The sequence below is a fragment of the Pseudomonas mosselii genome (assembly GCF_019823065.1).
Classification (GTDB): domain Bacteria; phylum Pseudomonadota; class Gammaproteobacteria; order Pseudomonadales; family Pseudomonadaceae; genus Aquipseudomonas; species Aquipseudomonas mosselii.
In genome coordinates this window covers 2641318-2658956 of record NZ_CP081966.1, presented here as the reverse complement: position 1 = coordinate 2658956, position 17639 = coordinate 2641318, and the positions used below count along the sequence as shown (strand labels likewise).

At 66.3% G+C, this 17639-nt stretch carries 21 protein-coding genes; 11 read left to right on the top strand and 10 right to left on the bottom strand.

What is annotated here, in order from left to right; all coding sequences use genetic code 11:
- The first annotated feature begins 4 nt into the window (after positions 1–4).
- Positions 5–1459: a PepSY domain-containing protein gene (locus K5H97_RS12370; RefSeq protein WP_028689431.1), complete on the top strand. Its 1455-nt coding sequence runs from the start codon at positions 5–7 to the stop codon at positions 1457–1459.
- 44 nt (positions 1460–1503) lie between these two features.
- Here K5H97_RS12370 and ykgO read toward each other — a convergent pair whose 3' ends face one another.
- A complete protein-coding gene (gene ykgO, locus K5H97_RS12365) occupies positions 1504–1650 on the bottom strand; it encodes a type B 50S ribosomal protein L36 (RefSeq protein ID WP_023632134.1) in 147 nt (48 codons plus the stop codon).
- A 137-nt stretch (positions 1651–1787) separates the two neighbouring features.
- Here ykgO and K5H97_RS12360 point away from each other — a divergent pair, with 137 nt between their 5' ends.
- Positions 1788–3878, top strand: coding sequence for a TonB-dependent siderophore receptor (locus K5H97_RS12360; RefSeq protein WP_028689430.1), 2091 nt, complete (start codon positions 1788–1790; stop codon positions 3876–3878).
- A gap of 151 nt (positions 3879–4029) precedes the next feature.
- Positions 4030–5922: a penicillin-binding protein 2 gene (gene mrdA / locus K5H97_RS12355; RefSeq protein ID WP_028689429.1), complete on the top strand. Its 1893-nt coding sequence runs from the start codon at positions 4030–4032 to the stop codon at positions 5920–5922.
- Between the two features lie 136 nt (positions 5923–6058).
- Here the strand turns inward: mrdA and K5H97_RS12350 are convergent, their stop codons facing one another.
- Positions 6059–6685, bottom strand: coding sequence for a glutathione S-transferase family protein (locus K5H97_RS12350; RefSeq protein WP_028689428.1), 627 nt, complete (start codon positions 6683–6685; stop codon positions 6059–6061).
- A gap of 191 nt (positions 6686–6876) precedes the next feature.
- Between K5H97_RS12350 and K5H97_RS12345 the strand changes: the two genes are divergently transcribed.
- Complete coding sequence (locus tag K5H97_RS12345) at positions 6877–7194, top strand: DUF2388 domain-containing protein (protein ID WP_028689427.1); 318 nt, start codon at positions 6877–6879, stop codon at positions 7192–7194.
- 38 nt (positions 7195–7232) lie between these two features.
- Here the strand turns inward: K5H97_RS12345 and K5H97_RS12340 are convergent, their stop codons facing one another.
- The 4 genes from K5H97_RS12340 to K5H97_RS12325 form a co-directional block, all read right to left on the bottom strand.
- Complete coding sequence (locus tag K5H97_RS12340) at positions 7233–8168, bottom strand: 5'-nucleotidase (RefSeq protein WP_028689426.1); 936 nt, start codon at positions 8166–8168, stop codon at positions 7233–7235.
- 41 nt (positions 8169–8209) lie between these two features.
- Positions 8210–8908, bottom strand: a complete 699-nt coding sequence (locus K5H97_RS12335; protein ID WP_028689425.1) for an MOSC domain-containing protein — start codon at positions 8906–8908, stop codon at positions 8210–8212.
- Positions 8909–9007: 99 nt separating this feature from the next.
- Positions 9008–9277, bottom strand: a complete 270-nt coding sequence (locus K5H97_RS12330; RefSeq protein ID WP_028689424.1) for a hypothetical protein — start codon at positions 9275–9277, stop codon at positions 9008–9010.
- A 66-nt stretch (positions 9278–9343) separates the two neighbouring features.
- Entirely contained in the window at positions 9344–10264 is a 921-nt protein-coding gene (locus tag K5H97_RS12325) for a LysR family transcriptional regulator (RefSeq protein WP_028689423.1), read from the bottom strand.
- Positions 10265–10388: 124 nt separating this feature from the next.
- Between K5H97_RS12325 and K5H97_RS12320 the strand changes: the two genes are divergently transcribed.
- Both K5H97_RS12320 and K5H97_RS12315 read left to right on the top strand, forming a co-directional pair.
- Positions 10389–11123 carry an SDR family NAD(P)-dependent oxidoreductase gene (locus K5H97_RS12320; RefSeq protein WP_028689422.1) on the top strand — a complete coding sequence of 245 codons (735 nt, stop codon included), beginning with the start codon at positions 10389–10391 and terminating at the stop codon, positions 11121–11123.
- Between the two features lie 16 nt (positions 11124–11139).
- Positions 11140–11349, top strand: a complete 210-nt coding sequence (locus K5H97_RS12315) for a tautomerase family protein (RefSeq protein ID WP_028689421.1) — start codon at positions 11140–11142, stop codon at positions 11347–11349.
- Between the two features lie 49 nt (positions 11350–11398).
- Here the strand turns inward: K5H97_RS12315 and K5H97_RS12310 are convergent, their stop codons facing one another.
- The gene (locus tag K5H97_RS12310; RefSeq protein WP_028689420.1) at positions 11399–12280 is read right to left on the bottom strand and encodes a LysR family transcriptional regulator; all 882 of its coding nucleotides are present in this window, start codon (positions 12278–12280) and stop codon (positions 11399–11401) included.
- 208 nt (positions 12281–12488) lie between these two features.
- Between K5H97_RS12310 and argC the strand changes: the two genes are divergently transcribed.
- Positions 12489–13418 (top strand): N-acetyl-gamma-glutamyl-phosphate reductase, encoded by a 930-nt coding sequence (gene argC / locus K5H97_RS12305; protein ID WP_028689419.1) that lies wholly within the window; start codon positions 12489–12491, stop codon positions 13416–13418.
- 72 nt (positions 13419–13490) lie between these two features.
- Positions 13491–14177, top strand: a complete 687-nt coding sequence (locus K5H97_RS12300) for a GNAT family N-acetyltransferase (protein WP_028689418.1) — start codon at positions 13491–13493, stop codon at positions 14175–14177.
- 12 nt (positions 14178–14189) lie between these two features.
- Here K5H97_RS12300 and K5H97_RS12295 read toward each other — a convergent pair whose 3' ends face one another.
- From K5H97_RS12295 to K5H97_RS12285, 3 genes are all read right to left on the bottom strand, one after another.
- A complete protein-coding gene (locus K5H97_RS12295; RefSeq protein WP_028689417.1) occupies positions 14190–14669 on the bottom strand; it encodes a VOC family protein in 480 nt (159 codons plus the stop codon).
- A 72-nt stretch (positions 14670–14741) separates the two neighbouring features.
- A complete protein-coding gene (locus K5H97_RS12290) occupies positions 14742–15053 on the bottom strand; it encodes a DUF2388 domain-containing protein (RefSeq protein ID WP_028689416.1) in 312 nt (103 codons plus the stop codon).
- Positions 15050–15421 (bottom strand): VOC family protein, encoded by a 372-nt coding sequence (locus K5H97_RS12285; protein ID WP_051555631.1) that lies wholly within the window; start codon positions 15419–15421, stop codon positions 15050–15052. Before K5H97_RS12285 ends, K5H97_RS12290 begins: the two co-directional genes overlap by 4 nt.
- Before the next feature lie 155 nt (positions 15422–15576).
- On the opposite strand from K5H97_RS12285, the gene K5H97_RS12280 reads away from it, so the two are divergent.
- The 3 genes from K5H97_RS12280 (at position 15577) to K5H97_RS12270 (ending at position 17637) form a co-directional block, all read left to right on the top strand.
- Entirely contained in the window at positions 15577–16068 is a 492-nt protein-coding gene (locus K5H97_RS12280) for a GNAT family N-acetyltransferase (RefSeq protein ID WP_028689415.1), read from the top strand.
- Between the two features lie 83 nt (positions 16069–16151).
- Positions 16152–16760, top strand: a complete 609-nt coding sequence (locus tag K5H97_RS12275; RefSeq protein WP_028689414.1) for a hypothetical protein — start codon at positions 16152–16154, stop codon at positions 16758–16760.
- Positions 16761–16821: 61 nt separating this feature from the next.
- On the top strand, positions 16822–17637 hold the full coding sequence (locus tag K5H97_RS12270; RefSeq protein WP_028689413.1) for a protein phosphatase 2C domain-containing protein: 816 nt from the start codon (positions 16822–16824) through the stop codon (positions 17635–17637).
- Positions 17638–17639 lie beyond the last annotated feature (2 nt).

The following is a 17639-nucleotide window of genomic DNA, read 5'->3' as shown; positions in this document are numbered from 1 at the left end:
GGGCCTGAAGCGCCAGCTGTACCTGTGGCACCGCTGGCTGGGCATCGTCGCCTGCCTGTTCATGGCGCTGTGGTTCGTCTCCGGGGTGGTCATGCTGTATGTCGGCTACCCCAAGCTGACCCCGGCCGAGCGCCTGGCCCACCTGCCGGCACTGCCGGCGGGATGCTGCGCCGAACTGCCGACGCAGTGGGCGCAACAGCCGTTGAAGGCGCTGCGTCTGACCAGCCTGGGCGGGCAAGCACACTACCTGCTGGAACTGGCCGACGGTCGCCGCGTCACCCTTGATGCCACCAGCGGCGAGCCCCTGGTTCATGCGGATGCCGCCTGGGCCCTGGCCAATGCGCGGCAGTACGCCGGTGACTCGGCACTGGCCTATCAAGGCACGGTGGACGAGGACATGTGGACCCACTCCCGGGCCCTGGACGCTGACCGGCCCTTGCATCGGGTGCGGGTGGACGATGCCGCCGGCACCTGGCTGTACCTGTCCGGGCGCAGCGGTGAAGTGGTGCGCGACGCCACCGCGCAGGAACGCGCCTGGAACTGGGTCGGTGCCTGGCTGCACTGGCTCTATCCCCTGCGCGGCGGGTTCGGCTTCGACAACGGCTGGCGCACGCTGGTGATCGGCCTGTCCGTGCTCGGTACGCTGATGGCGATCCTGGGCATGGCGGTGGGCATCCTGCGCCTGCGGTTGCGCAAGCGCTATCGCAGCGGCTCGCGCAGCCCCTACCCCGGAGGCTGGCTGCGCTGGCACCACATCGGTGGGCTGTTGTTCGGTGGGGTGCTGGTGTTGTGGGTGTTCAGCGGCTTGATGTCGATGCGCCCCTGGGGCCTGACCGACAGCCGTTCGCAGATCGCCCTGCAACCCGGCCCGCTGCACGCCGCCGACCTCAAGCTGCCGGTTGCCACCGCGTTGGCGCGGTTGCGCGAGGAGGCAGGTTTCAACACCGTCGAGTTGCAGTGGCAGCGCCTGGCCGACGTCACCTACATGGTGGCGCGTAATGCCAACGGCGACAGCCGTATCCTCGAAGACGGCGCGCCGCCGACCCGGGCGTTTGCCCGGCAACGGCTGCTGGCGGCCGCGCAGGCCATGGCCCCAGGCATGGCGGTGCAAGACGACTGGCAGAGCGCTTACGACTTCCACTACTTCGCCCGCGACCCGCAGAGCATGTACGGTTTCCAATCCCGCCCATTGCCCGTGCTGCGCCTGCGCTTCGATGACCCGGCCGCTACCTGGGTCTACCTGGACCCGGCCAGCGGCATGATGGTGGCCAACCATGACCGGGCGCAACGCACCGGGCGCTGGTTGTTCAACCTGCTGCACAGCTGGGACTGGCAACCGCTGCTGGCGCGGCCGCTGCTGCGTGAAGGGCTGATCATCGTCCTGAGCAGCGGTGGGTTGGTGATTGCCCTCAGTGGCGTGGTGCTGGGTTGGCGGCGTTTGCGCAGGACGCTTCGTTAACGTCACTGGGGCCGCAAAGCGGCCCCCTTCGCTCACCTTACAGGCTACCCCCGCTTCTTCTTCACCCCGCCCTGCCGGGCCTTGAACCGCGGATTGGACTTGCAGATCACATAGATCCGGCCACGACGCTTGACCACCTGGCAGTCACGATGACGACGCTTGGCTTGCTTGAGTGAGGACAGTACTTGCATAGGAACCTCCGGCTACGTAATAACATTACAATAACGCGAATCATTTTCATCTGCCAATCACTCCTCAGATCTCATTTCGCTATGGCGTCAGCGCATCGATAAATGCTACGTTATTACATATTATTTGGAGATCCCTTGTGAACCCTCGCGCACCGCTTCTGGCCGGCCTCACCCTGGGCCTGTTCGGCCAACCCCTCTCGGCAGCCCAACCCCTGCTGCTGGAAGAAACCTCGATCACCGACGCCTACCTCGAAGAACGCGCCGACGGCCCGGTGCAAGGCTACCGCGCCACCCGCTCGGCCACCGCCACCCGCACCGACAGCGATATCCGCGACACCCCGCAGAGCATCCAGGTGGTGCCCGCCCAGGTGATCAAGGACCTCAACACCACCCGCATCGACCGCGCCCTGGACTTTGCCGGCGGCGTGTCGCGGCAGAACAACTTCGGTGGCCTGACCTTCCTCAACTACAGTGTGCGCGGCTTCACCACCGGCGAGCTGTACAAGAACGGCTTCGCCATCAACCGCGGCAGCTACAGTTCCCCGGACACCTCCAGCATCGAGCGCATCGAAGTGCTCAAGGGCCCGGCCGCCAGCCTCTATGGCCGCGGCGACCCTGGCGGGCTGGTCAATATCGTCAGCAAGCGCCCCCAGGCCGAAACCTTCAGCACCCTAAGCCTGAGCGCGGGCAGTTGGGACCGCTACCGCACCGCCCTGGATGCCAACTCGCCGCTGGACAGCCAAGGCAATCTGCTGGGTCGGATCAACCTGGCGGTCGAGGACAACGGCAGCTTCCGTGACCATGTCGGCAGCGAGCGTCGTATCGTCAGCCCGTCCCTGAGCTGGCAGCTGTCGCCCGATACGCGGCTGCTGATCGACACCGAGTTCTCCCGCACCGAGTCGGTGTTTGACCGAGGCATTCCGGCAGTCAATGGCGAGATGGGCTCGGTCAAGCGCTCGACCTTTCTCGGCGAGCCCAACGACGGCAAGATCCGCAACGACAACCAGACCCTCGACGTGGCGCTGGAACATTTTCTCGACGACAGCTGGAAACTGCGCCTGGCCAACCATTACACCCAGGGCACGCTCAAGGGCAACAGCTCCGAGCCCCAGGCCCTGGTCGGCACGACGATCACCCGTTTCTATCGCGAACGTGATTTCGAATGGAACGACAACATCACCCAGGCCGAGCTGCACGGTCAGTTCGAATTAGGGGGCTGGCAACACCAGGCGCTGATCGGGCTGGAATACGAAAACTACCGCAACAGCCAGAAATACCCGCAAAGCGCGACCTCGGCGGGCTATGGCCTGGACATCTACAACCCGGTATACGGCAAGCCGAAGCCGGCCATCGCCCGGCCCAACGACTTCTTCGAGCACACCGAAAGCCATGCCCTCAATCTGCAGGACCAGATCGCCTTCACCGAGCGCCTGCGCGGGCTGGTGGGCGTGCGCCTGGAACGCATCGAACAGATTTCGCAGAACCGCGCCACCGGTGCCAGCGACAGCCAGGAAAAGGACGTCGCCACGCCGCGCGTGGGGCTGCTGTACCAGCTGACCCCACAGGTCGGCGTGTTCGCCAACGCCTCGACGTCGTTCAAGCCCAATACCATTGGCACCCAGGGCCAGGTCTACAAGCCGGAGAAAGGTCTGGGCTATGAGACCGGACTGAAGCTCGACCTGCTCGACAACCGCCTGGGCGCGACCATCGCGCTGTTCCATATCGACAAGGAGAACGTCATCACCACCGACGTGCTCGGCGACAGCGTGGCGGCCGGCAAGGCGCGCAGCCAGGGGCTGGACCTGCAGTTCAGCGGCCAACTGACCGACGCCGTACGGGTGATCGGCGCCTATGCCTACATCGATGCCGAGGTCACCAAGGGCGACGCGGCCCTGCCCAAGGGCAGCGACCTGCTGGGTATTGCCCGCAACAGCGGCAGCGTGATGGGCGTGTACGAGTTCTTGGACGGCGCTCTGCGCGGCTCGGACATCGGCGCGGCGTTCAACTATGTCGGCGAGCGTTCCGGCCAGGCCGGCAGCCACTTCACCCTGGATGCCTACAGCACGGTCGACCTGCTGGCGCACTACAAGGCCAGCGAACAGGTGACCGTGGGCCTGAACCTCAACAACCTGTTCGATCGCAAGTACTACGAACGCTCCTACAACAGCGCGTGGGTGCTGCCGGGCGAACCGCGCAATGTCAGTGTGAGCCTGACGCTCAGCCTTTGACCCAGCACATGAAGGAAACTTCATGTTAGCCGTCAGCCCCTTGGCACCGGGGCCGGCGGGCATCGCGGGGCGGCGGGGCAACCGGCCCCGCCTTGAGCCGCCCTGCCCGCCCGCGTAGCATCGCGACCCCATCCGTAGCGCCACGACGTCCATGCCCCAGCCCATTCCCCTCAAGGACCACGAAAAGGAAAAGCATCTGGTCAACCGCCGGCTGCTGGCCTGTGCCCTGCTGGTGATGAGCCTGGTGGCAGTGCTGGTGGGCCGGCTCTATGTGCTGCAGGTGCTGCAGCACGACCAGCAGAGCGCGGTATCGGAAAACAACCGCGTGCACGTGCTGCCGATCCCGCCCGAGCGCGGCCTGATCTATGACCGCAACGGCGTGGTGCTGGCCGACAACAAGCCCAGCTTCAACCTGACCATGACCCGCGAACGGGCCGGCGATCCGGCACGGGTGCTCGACAGCCTGGCGCAGATCCTCGGTCTGTCCGAGGACGACCGCCACCAGTTCGACAAGGACCTGCGCCGCGGACGCAAGCCGTTCGAGCCGGTGACCCTGCTGGTGGGCCTGAGCGAAGAGCAGATCGCCCTGATCGCGGTCAACCAGTTCCGCCTGCCGGGGCTGGAGGTCGAGCCGCAGTTCATACGCGAATACCCACTGGCCGAGCACTTCGCCCATTCGGTGGGCTACGTCGGGCGCATCAACGAAAAGGAAGCCAAGACCCTCGACAGTACCGCCTACCGCGGCACCCAGTCGATCGGCAAGACTGGTATCGAACGCTTCTACGAGAACGAACTGCACGGCCAGGTGGGCTACGAGGAAGTCGAGACCAACGCCCAGGGCCGGGTGATGCGCGTGCTCAACCACCACGACCCGGTGCCAGGCAAGGACATCGTGCTGAGCCTCGACGCCCACCTGCAGCAAGCCGCCGAAAAGGCCCTGGGCGATCGGCGTGGTGCGGTGGTGGTGCTCGACCCGGCCAACGGCGACGTACTGGCGATGGTCAGCAACCCGGCCTTCGACCCCAACCTGTTCGTCAAGGGCATCAGCTACAGGCAGTACGCCGCCCTGCGCGACTCCATTGACCGGCCGCTGTTCAACCGCGTGCTGCGTGGGCTGTACGCACCCGGCTCGACGGTCAAGCCCGAGGTGGCCATCGCCGGCCTCGACAGCGGCGTGATCAGCCCCGCCAGCCGGGTCTTCGACCCCGGCTACTACGAGCTGCCCAACTACGACCACAAGTACCGCAACTGGAACCGCACGGGCGATGGCTGGGTGGACATGTACACGGCGATCATGCGTTCCAACGACACCTACTTCTACGACCTGGCGCACAAGCTGGGCATCGACCGCCTGCACGACTACATGGCCGAGTTCGGCCTGGGCCAGAAGGTCTCACTGGACATGTTCGAGGAAGCACCGGGGCTGATGCCGTCACAGGCCTGGAAGCGCGCCACCCGGCGCCAGGCCTGGTTCCCCGGCGAGACGCTGATCCTCGGCATCGGCCAGGGCTACATGCAGGTCACGCCGCTGCAGCTGGCCCAGGCCACCAGCCTGCTGGCGAGCAAGGGGGCGTGGCACCGCCCGCACCTGGCGCTGACCATCGGTGGCCAGGCTCCGGTCGACCCCAACCCGATGCCGGACATCGTGCTGCACGACAAGCACGCCTGGGACCAGGTCAGCCAGGGCATGCAGATGGTCATGCACGACCCGCGCGGCATCGCCCGCGCCGCCGCCGCCGGCGCGCAATACCGCATCGCTGGCAAGAGCGGCACGGCGCAGGTGGTGGCGATCAAGCAGGGTGAACGCTACAACCGCGACAAGACCCTCGAGCGCCACCGCGACAACGCCCTGTTCGTCGGCTTCGCCCCGGCCGAGCACCCGGCGATGGTGGTGGCGGTGATGATCGAGAACGGCGAGGCCGGTGGTCGGGTGGCCGGGCCGGTGGTGCGTGAGGTGATGGATGCGTACCTGCTGGATGAGCAGGGGCATTTGAAGGCGCAGTATGCCGGCGTGCCGCAGGCCAGGAGCATCCCACACTCCTAGACCGACACAGGCGCGGCCCCGGTCTCATGGGGGGCGCGCTTGTGATAGGAGCCGCCTTCAGCACAACGGCCCCAATACGCTGCAGCGGCTGCGTCGGTGATCGCAGGTTAACCCGCGCTACTGGCCCTGAGTGGGATCAAGCAGCGGTTCCAGGCATCAGGTCGTAAGGATGCTTCCATCCCGGCACTTCTTGAATACGCGCCTTCCATGCTTCGACATGACGGAACTCGCTGAGCGCCAACCCCGTGTCCTCGGGCATGTACACGTACCCTGCGAGGGACAAGTCGGCTATGGTCAGGCGCCCGCCGACCATGAACGGCGTCTTGGCCAGGTGTGCATCGACGATCTGGTAGGCCGCCCTGGCCCGCTCGCGCAGGAAACGGGTGACATCCGACTCGCCCATCTGCTTCAGGCAAAAGATGAACCGCAACGCCGCGTAGTAGCTGGTGAATTTGTGGTTGTCGAAGAGCATCCAACGCCAGATCTCGCGCTTCTCGATGTCGTCGCGCGGGCCGAACTGGCCGGTGCGTTCGGCCAGGTAGTCGAGAATCAAGGCCGACTGGGTGAGTTTCTCCCCGGCATGCTCGAGCACCGGCACCTCCCCCTGCTCGTTGACCGCGTCGCGCCAGTCCTGACCACGGGTCTGGCCGTTGAAGAAATCGACGAACACAGGCGCCCAGTCCTGGCCGGTGAGCTCCAGCATCAGCGCAACCTTGTAGGCGTTGCCGGATTCGGCGAAGCAGTGGAGCGTGTATTCGGTCATGGCATCACATTCCCTTGATTGACGGACGGCAGGACTGCGAGAAGATCATGCGCGAGGGTTGTAGGTCAAATACAACGTGGCTCAGTATTGCAGGCGCAATATCACAAGCGTGCCGGAACTCCCAGCGCGTCACAGCGCTCTTAACATCATGCAGTAACACCCTTGGGCTTCACCTTCGCGGAGGACTCACCATGCGTCATTTACTGCTCATCCCATCGCTGCTGCTCCTGCTCCCCGCCGGTGCCGCCCTGGCCCGTGTCGACGCCGGTGACGTCGCTACCTCGGCCGGGGTGTCCGCCTCGCTGTACTCGACCTTCAAGGACGACAAACGGATCATTCCCGCCCGTGACGAACTGTCGGCCTTTGTCGCCAGCGGCGGCGCCATTCGCGGAGCTTACCTGGAGTCGGCGCTGGCGCAGGTCCGCCAGGCCAATCCCGGATTGCAAGCCAGTGACGAGGAGCTGGCCAGGGCGCTGCTGTCGCAGGATGACGGATTGGCGGATCACTGATCGCAGGAAAACAGGGGCCGCTGCGCGGCCCCTGTGGCTCAGCGCGCCCGGTTGGTCACTCCGAACGGAACATGCACCGAAGGCACCACCGTGCTGGTGCTCTTGAGGTGCCCCGACTGGTCGTCGAAGAAGATGTGCGGCTTGAGCACCTGCAGCACCCGCCGCTTCTCTATGCCCCCGAGAAAGAACGCGTCATTGGCCATCACTCCCCAGCTTTTCAGAGTGTTGAGCGCCCGCTCATGGGATGGCGCATTGCGCGCCGTGACAATCGACACACGTAGGCGGTTCTCATAGCCGGGATGCGCCAGCTTGTGCTGCTCTTCGGCAGCCTGGATACGGGCGATGCGCACGAAGAACTCCTTGAGCGGGCCGGGGTTGTGCGGCTGGGTGACGTTGATCACTTCATGAGCATGAAAACTGTCCAACCCGCCCGACTGCATCACCGCCTCCGATTCGTCTCCAGCCAGCACACCGTCGAAGTCGAAGGCGATGCGCAGGTTGTCATCGCTTTCGTCATCGTCGAACTTCGAGTCCAGCACCTGCCCCGCCGGATAGCCGGCCTTGATCGCGGCGTCGACATGCTGCTTGTCGGCGGACAGGAACAGGGCGATGTTCAGCGCCGGAATGTACTCGTAGGGTGAACGGCCCTGGGTGAAGATCGCCCGGGTCATGTTCAGGCCATAGTGGCCAATGGTCTTCATCACCCGCATGCCGGTGTCCGGATCGTTTTGCGACAGCAGCACCACCTCCACCAGCGGGTCCTCGGGATCGCCGCGCAGGTCATTGAGCGCAAGCAGGCGCTTGATGAAGGGATAGGCGATGCCTTTTCCCAGCGGCACGTCCAAGTGCTGCTCCTGATACTTGCGGTACTGCGCCTCGCCCTCGCGACGGAACACCGCGTCCGATTCGCTGAGGTCGAACACGGCGCTGGAGGCGACACCGATGACCAGGCGATCATCCAGTTCGAAGGCCATGGGGCTTTCCTTGTCTTGATAAATGTTGAACGCGACGCCGGTCAGCCTTCGCTGCGGCCCTGCAGGCGCGAGGTCCAGTCCTCGACCTGGTGTTGCTCCAGGCGCTTTTCCAGTGTCCTGCGCCAGTTCGGCACCAGCGGCAGCGCCAGGCATTCGCGCAACAGCTCGGGCTCCAGCCGCTTGTCGAACAGGACCGCCGAGAGCCGTGCCACCGACCACTGGGCGTGGGGACGCTCGACCAGATGCAGGGCATCGCCCGCCTCGACCACGCCCTCCTCCAGCACCCGGTAGTACCAGCCAGTGCGCCCGCTCTGCTGCACGCGCAACGCCATCTGCGCCACGTCGAAGCGGTCATTGAGCTTCCAGCACGGCATCCGCCCCTGGGAGATTTCCAGCAATGCCGTGCCGACGCGGATCCGGTCGCCCAGGCAGACATCGGCTTCACGCCAACCGAAGCTGCTGAAGTTCTCGCCAAACGCGCCGGGCCGGGTCAGCAAAGGGTGCTCGCCCAGTTCGGCGGCCCAGTCCGAATAGTGCTCAAGGGGATAATGGTGGATGGCCTTCTCGACGCCACCGTGTACGCGCAGATCGCCCTGTTCGTCGCCGGCGATGCCGAGGAAGGTCACCGCCAACGGGCCTTGACGAGGTTGCTTGTCGATGGCGCTGTGCGAACCCGGGCGGGTAAACGGTCGGGCGCAGCCGGTGAGCAGGCTGTCGAGGCGCGGGCTGGGCGAGGTCATGCGGCGGTCTCGTGGAAAGGTCCGCAAGAGCTTACACCAGAGCGCTGGGTAATACCTCAGGGAGCGGGCAACCCCGGTCCTGCAAAGCTGTACCGGGCGTTACTTGCCCCGCGCCTTGTTGTAGATGGTCTTGGCGCGGTCGGCCGAGGCTTGGCACTTGGCCATGTCACCTTTGTCCCGGGCGTCCTTGGCCTGCTTGAGCAGCTCGTGATAGTCGTGGGCCATGCCGCCGTGCAACGCCTGGCCATCGGTCTTGCTGATGCTCTCCAGATCATTGATCTTGGCATCGCAGTTGGTCGCCGGGCCATCCTCGGCGTGGGCGGCAAAACTCAGTACGCAGGTGATCGCTAACAATGTCATGGATTTCATGGCGTGCTCTCCTGGGAAACCGATGCAGCACAGAGCATAGTTCGCCAGCGCGCGCCCGCCGGGGCTTCAGCCCAACGGTAGTGCAACTTCGCCGACCAGGAAGTCGATGAACACCCGCACCTTCAACGGCATGTGCCAGACCTGCGGATACACCAGCATGAAAGGCCGCGACGTCCCGCCATGCCCGGCCAGCACCTCGACCAGCTCACCACTGTCCAGCGCATCCTGCACGGTGAAACGGTAGGCCTGCATCAGGCCGCCACCGTGGCGCGCCAGGGTCGTGGTGGCGAGGAAATCACCCAGACAGGTGAACGCACCCTGGGTCTGCAACTCGACCAGCTGTCCGTCACGGCGAAAGCTCCAGGGCGGCCGCCTGCCGCTGCTGGGCAACTCGAACTGGATGCACTCGTGCCCAGCCAGGTCCTCCAGGGTCCGTGGCGTACCGGCACGGGCCAGGTAGCCGGGTGTGGCAACCACCACCAGCTCGGCGTCCTCCAGGCGCCGGGCCACCAGGCGCGAATCGGCCGGCGCCCGGCCGCGAATCGCCAGGTCGAAGTGTTCGTCGGCGAAATCGACGTTGCGGTTGCTGACATGCACATCCACCTGCACCCCGGGATAACGCTGGCGAAAACGTGGCAGCAGCGGCAACAGGCGGTGATGGGCATAGGGCGTCGGCGCGCTGATGCGCAAGCGGCCAGCGGGCTCGAGCTGGCCACCGGTGACCTGGCGCTCGGCCTCGACCAGTTGGCCCAGCGCCTGGCGACAATGCTGGTAATAGGCCTGGCCGGCCTCGCTCAGGCGCATCTGCCGGGTGGTGCGCACGAACAGGCGTACGCCCAGACGTTCCTCCAGGCGCGCCACCGAGCGGCTCACCGCCGCTGGCGTGACGCCCGCCAGGGTGGCCGCCTCGGTAAAGCTGCCAGCATCGGCGGCGAGACAGAACAGCTCCAGGCTGCCCAGTTGCAGGTCATCGAAATGGCGGGTCATGGCGGGCTCGATTAATTACATGATGTATTGATTGAAATGCCATACGCCTCATTTTTCAAGCTGTCGTTGCAACTTACAGTGACTCCATACCCGAGCAACACCTCGCACGATCGGAGATCCTCCCATGAGCAACGCAAGAACCGTCATCATCACCGGCGCCTCCAGCGGCCTGGGCTTCGCCCTGGCCCAGACCTACCTCGAGCGTGGCGACAACGTGGTCGGCAATGCCCGCACCCAGGCCCGCCTCGACGAGGCCGCCGCCCGCCTGGGCAACCCGGCCGGCTTCATCGGCGTGGCTGGCGACATCGCCGAGAAAGCCACCGCCGAACGGCTGTTCGCCACCGCCCTGGAGGCCTTCGGCCGGGTCGACATCTTGGTCAACAACGCCGGCATCTTCATTCCCAAGCCGGTGACCGACTACACCGAGGCCGATGTCGACGCGCTGGTCGGCACCAACCTCAAGGGCTTTTTCTACCCCGCCCAGGCCGCAGCCCGGGTCATGAAGGCCCAAGGGCACGGGCATATCGTCGCCATCACCGCCTCGGTGGCCCTGCAGCCGGACACCCGCGTCCCGGCACTTCTACCGGTGCTGGTCAAGGGCGGGCTCAACCAGGCGGTCAAGGGCCTGGCCCTGGAGCTGGCAGCAAGCGGCGTGCAGGTCAACGCGGTGGCCCCTGGCATCATCGACACCCCGCTGCACGGCGGCCGCACCGAAGGGCTCGGCGCGCTGTCGCCAAGCGGGCGCACCGGCACGCCCGAGGATGTGGTGGACGCCGTGCTGTACCTGACCGACGCCCGTTTCGTCAGCGGTGTCATCCTGCCCGTCGACGGTGGCAGCACCGCCGGCACCTGGCACTGAACCTGGAGCGACGCACATGCCTTATGTCCATATCCGCGTGACCGATGAAGGGGTCACGGCAGAACACAAGCGTCAGTTGATCGAAGGCACCACCCGCCTGCTGGAGCAGGTACTGAACAAACCGCCAGCAAGCACCTTCGTGGTGATCGAGGAAGTAGCCACTGACAACTGGGGTGTCGGCGGCGAGACGGTGACAGCCTTGCGCGCACGCGAACGCAACCAATGACAGACGCCGTGGGAGCGGGCCAGCATCGCTCCCACAGGCTCAGCCCCGTCTATTGCCGCAACCTTTCCAACGCTTCCAGCACATGCCCCGTCGCCCGTTCCAGCGCCCCCTCGCGACAGGCGATCCCCAACTGACGCCACAACCCCGGCCGCAACGGCCGCCGGGTGATACGCGGCGATGGCGGATGAACCTCGCCTTCCTGCGGCAGCAAGGTGGCGCCGTAGCCGGCGGCCACCAGGCGCTTGATCGCATCGTTGTAGTTCAGCTCGATCCGCGGTTCAGGGTACAACCCTGCTGCCGCGAACCACTCCGAGGTCACCCGCGACAGTTGCGTGGTGCTGTCGTTGAGGATCAGCGCCCGTCCGGCGAGCCAGGCCGGCGTCACCCGTGACGGTGGCTGCCAGTCGGCAGGGATGTAGGCCATGATCGGGTCGCGCCGCCACGGGGTGATCCGCAAGCCCTTGCCCGCCACCTGCGGCAACGCCACCAGGCCGATGTCCAGGGTGCCTTCACGCAACCGCGCCAGGGATGCCTGCGAAGTGAGCACCTGGACCTGCACGTCGATCCCCGGATGATCAACCCGCAGCGTTTCCAGGGCCTGGGGCAACAGGTGGGCGATGGCGCCGGTCGAGGCGCCCAGCCGCACCCGGCCGGTCAGGCCCTCGACCTGGCGGCGCACCTCGTCCAGGGCCTGGTCGGCGTCGACCAGCAGACGCCGGGCGCGGGTCAGCAAGGTCTCGCCGATTGCGGTGGGCCGCACCTGGCCGCGGGTGCGGGTGAGCAAGGGCGCGCCGATGCGCGCCTCCAGCTCGGCCACGTGCAGGCTGATGGTGGGGGGCGCCAGGTTGAGCTGGCGGGCGGCATCGGCGAAAGAGGCACGTTCGGCGATCACCACCAGGGTGCGCAAGCGGTCGAGGCTGATTTCTCGCATGGGATCTCGGTAACTCACGGGTTTAGCTGGACCCTGTGGGAGCAGCCTTTCGCGACGCAAGGCCGCTCCCACAGGGCTGGGCGATCTCCCATGGGACAATGCGCTCAAGTTCAGAATTCCTGAATACGGCGATCATTATATTCAAATTTTATTTCGCCCAGCGAACGACGAGGATACGGCAATCCTTCCCCATCAGCGGACCACCGACATGCACCACCCCCTCGTATTCATCGACGGCGACCAAGGCACCACCGGCCTGCAGATCCACGCCCGCCTCCAAGGCCGCCAGGACCTGCGCCTGCTCACCCTGCCCGAGGCCGAGCGCAAGGACCCGGCACGGCGCAGCGAGGCGATCAACAGCGCCGATATCGCCGTGCTCTGCCTGCCCGACGACGCCGCCCGCGAGGCCGTGGCCACCCTGCACAATCCGGCGGTACGTGTGATCGACGCCAGCTCCGCGCACCGCACCGCGCCCGGCTGGGTCTACGGCCTGCCGGAACTGAACGAACAACAGGCCGAGCACATCGCCCGGGCCACCCGGGTGAGCAACCCCGGCTGCTACCCCACCGGCGCCATCGCCCTGCTGCATCCGCTGGTCAAGGCCGGCCTGGTGCCGGCCGACTACCCGCTCAGCATCCACGCCATCTCCGGCTACTCCGGGGGTGGCCGGGCCGCCGTCGAGCGCCATGAGCAGCGCAGCGACGCCTACCTGCCGACCCTCCAGCTGTATGGCCTGGAACTGGCGCACAAGCATGTGCCGGAGATCCAGCAGCACGCCGGGCTCAGCGCGCGCCCGGTATTCGTGCCCGGTTACGGCGACTACCGCCAGGGCATTGTGCTGAGCATCCCGCTGCAACTGCGCCTGTTGCCCGGGGTCGACGCCGATCAGTTGCAGGCCTGCCTCGAGCGGCACTATCAGGGCGCCCGCCATGTGCAAGTGATGCCCCTGCACCAGCACGGCCCGGCGGCGGCGCTGGATCCGCAGGCGCTGAACGACAGCAACGACCTGCGCCTGGCCCTGTACGCCAACCCCGAGCACGGCCAGGTGCTGCTCACCGCGGTGTTCGACAACCTGGGCAAGGGCGCCTCGGGCGCCGCCGTGCAGAACCTCGACCTGATGCTGGCTGGGCTGCGCTAGCCTCACCGGGTAGAATGATCACCCGCCTCGTTCCGGGGCGTGTGTTTCAATCCTGCCGGAGCCCGACCCGCGATGTTCATCCTCCGCCGCCTCGACGGCGTGCCGCCCGAATCCTTCCAGAACCAGATTCGCCAGCTGGTGATCGACCATGTCGGCCAGCTCAGCAGCGTCGCCATCAGCCCGGACAATCCGCTCTACCCGCTGTACCAGTACGGCGTCGGCCTGGAGGTGCACCAGTACCTGATGGCGCTCGACGGCACCCGCGGCCTGGCCGTCGAGTTGACCCTGGCCCTGGATGCCGAGGCGCCGGACCAGTTGCTCGGCTTCGCCCTGGTGCTGCCAGCCCAGGACAACCCGCAGGCCTGTGCCCTGGCCTACCTTGCAGTGTCTCCCGACCACCGCCGCCAGGGCATTGCCCGTGGCCTGCTAAATGCAGCCCGTGAACGCTATGCCTGCGTCGAGCTGAGCACCTTCGCCCAGCAGGTGCCGTGGTTCGAGAACATGGGCCTGCAGGTGGTCGCCAGCACCGGACCGCAGGTACTGATGAGCAGCACCGGCCAAGCCAGCGGTGCGTTGATCGGGCGGCTGGATATCGCACCGATCTACCAGACCGTGGAGGTCCGGCAGATCCATGCCTACCTGCTCAAGCAACAGGGCGAGGCTGCGATGATGGACGCCGAGCGCCTGCGCGACGAGCGACTGGACACGCTGACGGAGCAGGCACGGGTGTGCGTCAGGGAACGCAAGACCGTGCATTGAGGCCTCTCGCCTTCAGCCCTTGATGGCCTTCTCGATGGAGGCGATGTCGATCCTGCCCATCTGCAGCATCGCCTCGAACGCCCGCTTCGCCACGGCACGATCGGGGCTGGCGACCGCCTGGGTCAGTACCCGCGGACTGATCTGCCAGGACAGGCCCCACCTGTCCTTGCACCAGCCACACACGCTCTCGCTGCCACCGTTGCCAACGATGGCATCCCAGTAGCGGTCGGTCTCCTCCTGGCTGTCGGTCGCCACCTGGAACGAGAACGCCTCGCTGTGGCTGAACGCCTTGCCGCCATTGAGGCCGATGCAGGGGATGCCCATCACGGTGAACTCCACCGTGATCACATCGCCTGCCTTGCCCGAGGGATAGTCGGCGGGCGCCGTGTGCACGGCGGTCACCCGGCTGTCGGGGAATATGCTGGCATAGAAGTTCGCCGCGTCCTCGGCATCGTGGTCATACCACAGGCAAATGGTGTTCTTGGCGGTCATGTCAGACTCCTGGGAACCAGCTCGTTGACCACGAGTCTAGCCCCCTGTCCTGGCATGCCCGCAAACGCGCGATCAGCGGCAGGCGATTGCCTGGGCCAGGTCACGGTCGTTCAGCGAACTGTTCGGGTGCTGTTGGCGGTATTCGCCCAGTGCCTGCTCCAGTCGCGCGCCGCGCAGGCGCCCGTCGCTGGCGATGAACAGCAACGCATCGTCGCGGGCGGCCTGGTAAGTACGCGCCGGATGGCTGGTGGAGCCGCTCACCGCGGCGGTGGCGAGGCTCGAGCCGACGGTGAAGTGATCGGTCGAGTTGCCCTTGCCGTCCATGGCCACGGCCGGGCCGGCAAGCAGCAACATCGCCAGGAGCGCAGGGCCGCGCAGGATCACGAGGCGACCCGTGCGGCTTGCACGGCGTCGCCATGCCGCTGGCTGAAGGCCAGGTAATAGCCGTTGCAATCACGCACGCCGAATTCCCGCGAACCATACTCCGTGTCGTGCAACGGCCAGGCGATATCCGCCAGTTCGCGGACTTGCGCGTAATAGCCGTCAACGTCCTCGACCACCAGGTAGAAGGTTCCGGCGCACCCCGGCGGCAGGCGCCACAGGTCCTGTTCGGTGAACAGCAGGCTGCAATCGCGCAACTGCACGGTCAGGGTCGACTGCGTGGTGTCGGTGACCGTGAACTGCAGCACATCGCGGTAATGACGGCGGGTGGCGTCAAGGTCGGTGCAGCGCAAAAGCGGGGCAATGGGCATGCGAAGCCTCCTCGTCGGCAAACGGGTTGCCGCGGATCATCGCCGTAATCCTGGGGAGCGACAAGGGGCTGTATGCCGCGTTTGCGGGCCATCTGTATCTAACCGCCGACGCCGCGCGGCCCTAGGATCAAGGCCTTGGATCAACGAGACCCGTCATGAACGACCTGCCAGCTGCGATCGACTTTCCCGGCCTGACCCTGCGCCGCCTGCTGCCGGGCGACCACGCCATGGTCTGCGCCCACCGCGAGGCCATGTTCCTTGAAGCCGGCGGCGACCCGCAGCGGCTCATAAGCATGACCGAGCACTTCGGCCCCTGGCTGCGGCCAAGACTGGCGGACGGTCGCTACTACGGCTTCGTGCTGCTGGACGACGCGCTGCCGGTGGCGGCAATCGGCCTGATGGCGATCGACTGGCCGCCGCATCCGGCCCACCCCTGCCAGGACCAGCGCGGCTATGTGCTCAATGTCTATGTCGAGCCGTCCCATCGCCGCCAGGGCCTGGCTTCGAAACTGATGCGTCTGGCCGAGTCGGAGTTCACCCGGCGCGGCCTGGCCTTCGCGGTGCTGCACGCCACCGAGGCTGGGCAACCGGTATATGCCGGCCTGGGTTGGGCGCCGACCGCGGAAATGGCCAAGACACTCGGCTGAGCGTTCAAGTCAGCCGCGCGAGCGCCGATAGCCCTCATGCATCCATCCGGATGCACGCTTGTGCAGTTACTCAAGGAAGACTTATGCCGCGTCACAACCTCCCTGCGCTGCTGGTGCTATCAGTGCTCCTTTCGCTCACCGGCTGCAAGGGCCTGCCCCGCTCGACCAGCGAAGACGCCCCGCCGCTGGGCCCGATCCTGCCGGACAGCGAGGCGCGCAATGCCTGGATCGCCCAGGCCCTCGCCCTGGACCCGCTGGCCAGCCAGAACCGCCAGCCACCACCGCGTCAGAGCAACGCGCAAGTCGTCGCCAAGCTGCGCCAGCAGCGCGATCTTCAGTTGCCGGACGCCTACTGGGCGCAATGGCAACACAACCTCGACGCCTTCGATGCCGACGCCGCGCGCCACAAGGAAGCGCAGCGTGCCCACTACATCACCACCTTCACCGATCAGCTCAAGCGCGCCGACGACCTGACCCTGCAACGCCTGGCAAATGCGCCCGACGCCCTGGATGCGGCCACCCGCGAGGCCTGGAAGGTCCGCCTGATCGACCGCTACAGCCGCTACATCATCGACAGCGAAGTGAACCGCGACATCATCGACGCCCACCTGCGGCGCATGGCGCTGATGGATCGGCAATTCGGTGTCTGCGCCCTGGACAGTGACTGCTGGGACCGCGCACCCAAGCCGTGACATTTGACGCCGGGCGCCGCAACGGTCAAGGTCGGTGAATCCCACCGAACCGGAGCCCGACATGCATTTCGACCTGATCCAGTCCCTGAGCCTGGCCGGCAAGCACGATGTGCCCAATGACGATCGTATCGGCAGTGCCGACCGCCACGCCTGGGTCATCGACGGCGCCACCGACCTCGGCGCCCCCGGCCTGCTGGGTGAGCGCGGCGGCGCCGCCTGGCTCTCGGCCACGGCCCAGCGCGCCTTCGCCAATGCCTCGGGGCCACTGCGCGAGGTCTGCGAGACGGTCTTCGACACAATCGCCCAGGCCTACCGGCAGGATCGCCGACGCGAGCCCGTGGCCACCTGGGAACTGCCGCGCGCCGCCTTTGCCGCGGTGGCCATCGAGGGCGAGGAACTGGTCTGCGCGCACTTGGCCGACTGCGTGGTGCTGCATCGCGGCGCGCAAGGTATCCGCTTCCTCACCCCAGAGCCGGACCGCGAGGCCGAGCAAGCCGAGGCCGCCGCCCTCGGTCCTGGTACCGGTGCCCATGGCGTACGTACCCCGGCCGTGCTGGCCGATCGCCGCGCCTCCCGCGAGCGCCCCCGGGCCGTGCTCGGCGTCGATGCCGACCTGTCCCGCGAGGGCACCCTCTATAGCCATGCGCCGGTGGCCGTGGGGGATGATGTCCTGCTGATGAGCGATGGCTTCGCGGCGTTGTTCGACACCTATCGGGCCTATGAGCCGGCAGGTTTCTTCAAGCGCCTGCAAAGCCACGGCCTGGATGACCTGGCACGGACACTGCGCGGTATCGAGCAGGACGATGCCGCGTGCCTGCGCTACCCGCGGTTCAAGATGAGCGACGATGCCTCGGCGATCTGGTTGCGGGTTGGCTGAGC

Bases quoted from the DNA above. Each gene is read 5' to 3' on its own strand.
- K5H97_RS12330 (WP_028689424.1), bottom strand. From the start codon at position 9,277: ATGAAATCCATGACATTGTTAGCGATCACCTGCGTACTGAGTTTTGCC.
- K5H97_RS12320 (WP_028689422.1), top strand. From the start codon at position 10,389: ATGAGCAACGCAAGAACCGTCATCATCACCGGCGCCTCCAGCGGCCTG.
- K5H97_RS12295 (WP_028689417.1), bottom strand. From the start codon at position 14,669: ATGACCGCCAAGAACACCATTTGCCTGTGGTATGACCACGATGCCGAG.
- K5H97_RS12350 (WP_028689428.1), bottom strand. From the start codon at position 6,685: ATGACCGAATACACGCTCCACTGCTTCGCCGAATCCGGCAACGCCTAC.
- K5H97_RS12345 (WP_028689427.1), top strand. From the start codon at position 6,877: ATGCGTCATTTACTGCTCATCCCATCGCTGCTGCTCCTGCTCCCCGCC.
- K5H97_RS12280 (WP_028689415.1), top strand. From the start codon at position 15,577: ATGAACGACCTGCCAGCTGCGATCGACTTTCCCGGCCTGACCCTGCGC.
- K5H97_RS12275 (WP_028689414.1), top strand. From the start codon at position 16,152: ATGCCGCGTCACAACCTCCCTGCGCTGCTGGTGCTATCAGTGCTCCTT.
- K5H97_RS12285 (WP_051555631.1), bottom strand. From the start codon at position 15,421: ATGCCCATTGCCCCGCTTTTGCGCTGCACCGACCTTGACGCCACCCGC.
- argC (WP_028689419.1), top strand. From the start codon at position 12,489: ATGCACCACCCCCTCGTATTCATCGACGGCGACCAAGGCACCACCGGC.
- K5H97_RS12300 (WP_028689418.1), top strand. From the start codon at position 13,491: ATGTTCATCCTCCGCCGCCTCGACGGCGTGCCGCCCGAATCCTTCCAG.
- K5H97_RS12310 (WP_028689420.1), bottom strand. From the start codon at position 12,280: ATGCGAGAAATCAGCCTCGACCGCTTGCGCACCCTGGTGGTGATCGCC.
- K5H97_RS12270 (WP_028689413.1), top strand. From the start codon at position 16,822: ATGCATTTCGACCTGATCCAGTCCCTGAGCCTGGCCGGCAAGCACGAT.
- mrdA (WP_028689429.1), top strand. From the start codon at position 4,030: ATGCCCCAGCCCATTCCCCTCAAGGACCACGAAAAGGAAAAGCATCTG.
- K5H97_RS12340 (WP_028689426.1), bottom strand. From the start codon at position 8,168: ATGGCCTTCGAACTGGATGATCGCCTGGTCATCGGTGTCGCCTCCAGC.
- K5H97_RS12315 (WP_028689421.1), top strand. From the start codon at position 11,140: ATGCCTTATGTCCATATCCGCGTGACCGATGAAGGGGTCACGGCAGAA.
- K5H97_RS12335 (WP_028689425.1), bottom strand. From the start codon at position 8,908: ATGACCTCGCCCAGCCCGCGCCTCGACAGCCTGCTCACCGGCTGCGCC.
- ykgO (WP_023632134.1), bottom strand. From the start codon at position 1,650: ATGCAAGTACTGTCCTCACTCAAGCAAGCCAAGCGTCGTCATCGTGAC.
- K5H97_RS12325 (WP_028689423.1), bottom strand. From the start codon at position 10,264: ATGACCCGCCATTTCGATGACCTGCAACTGGGCAGCCTGGAGCTGTTC.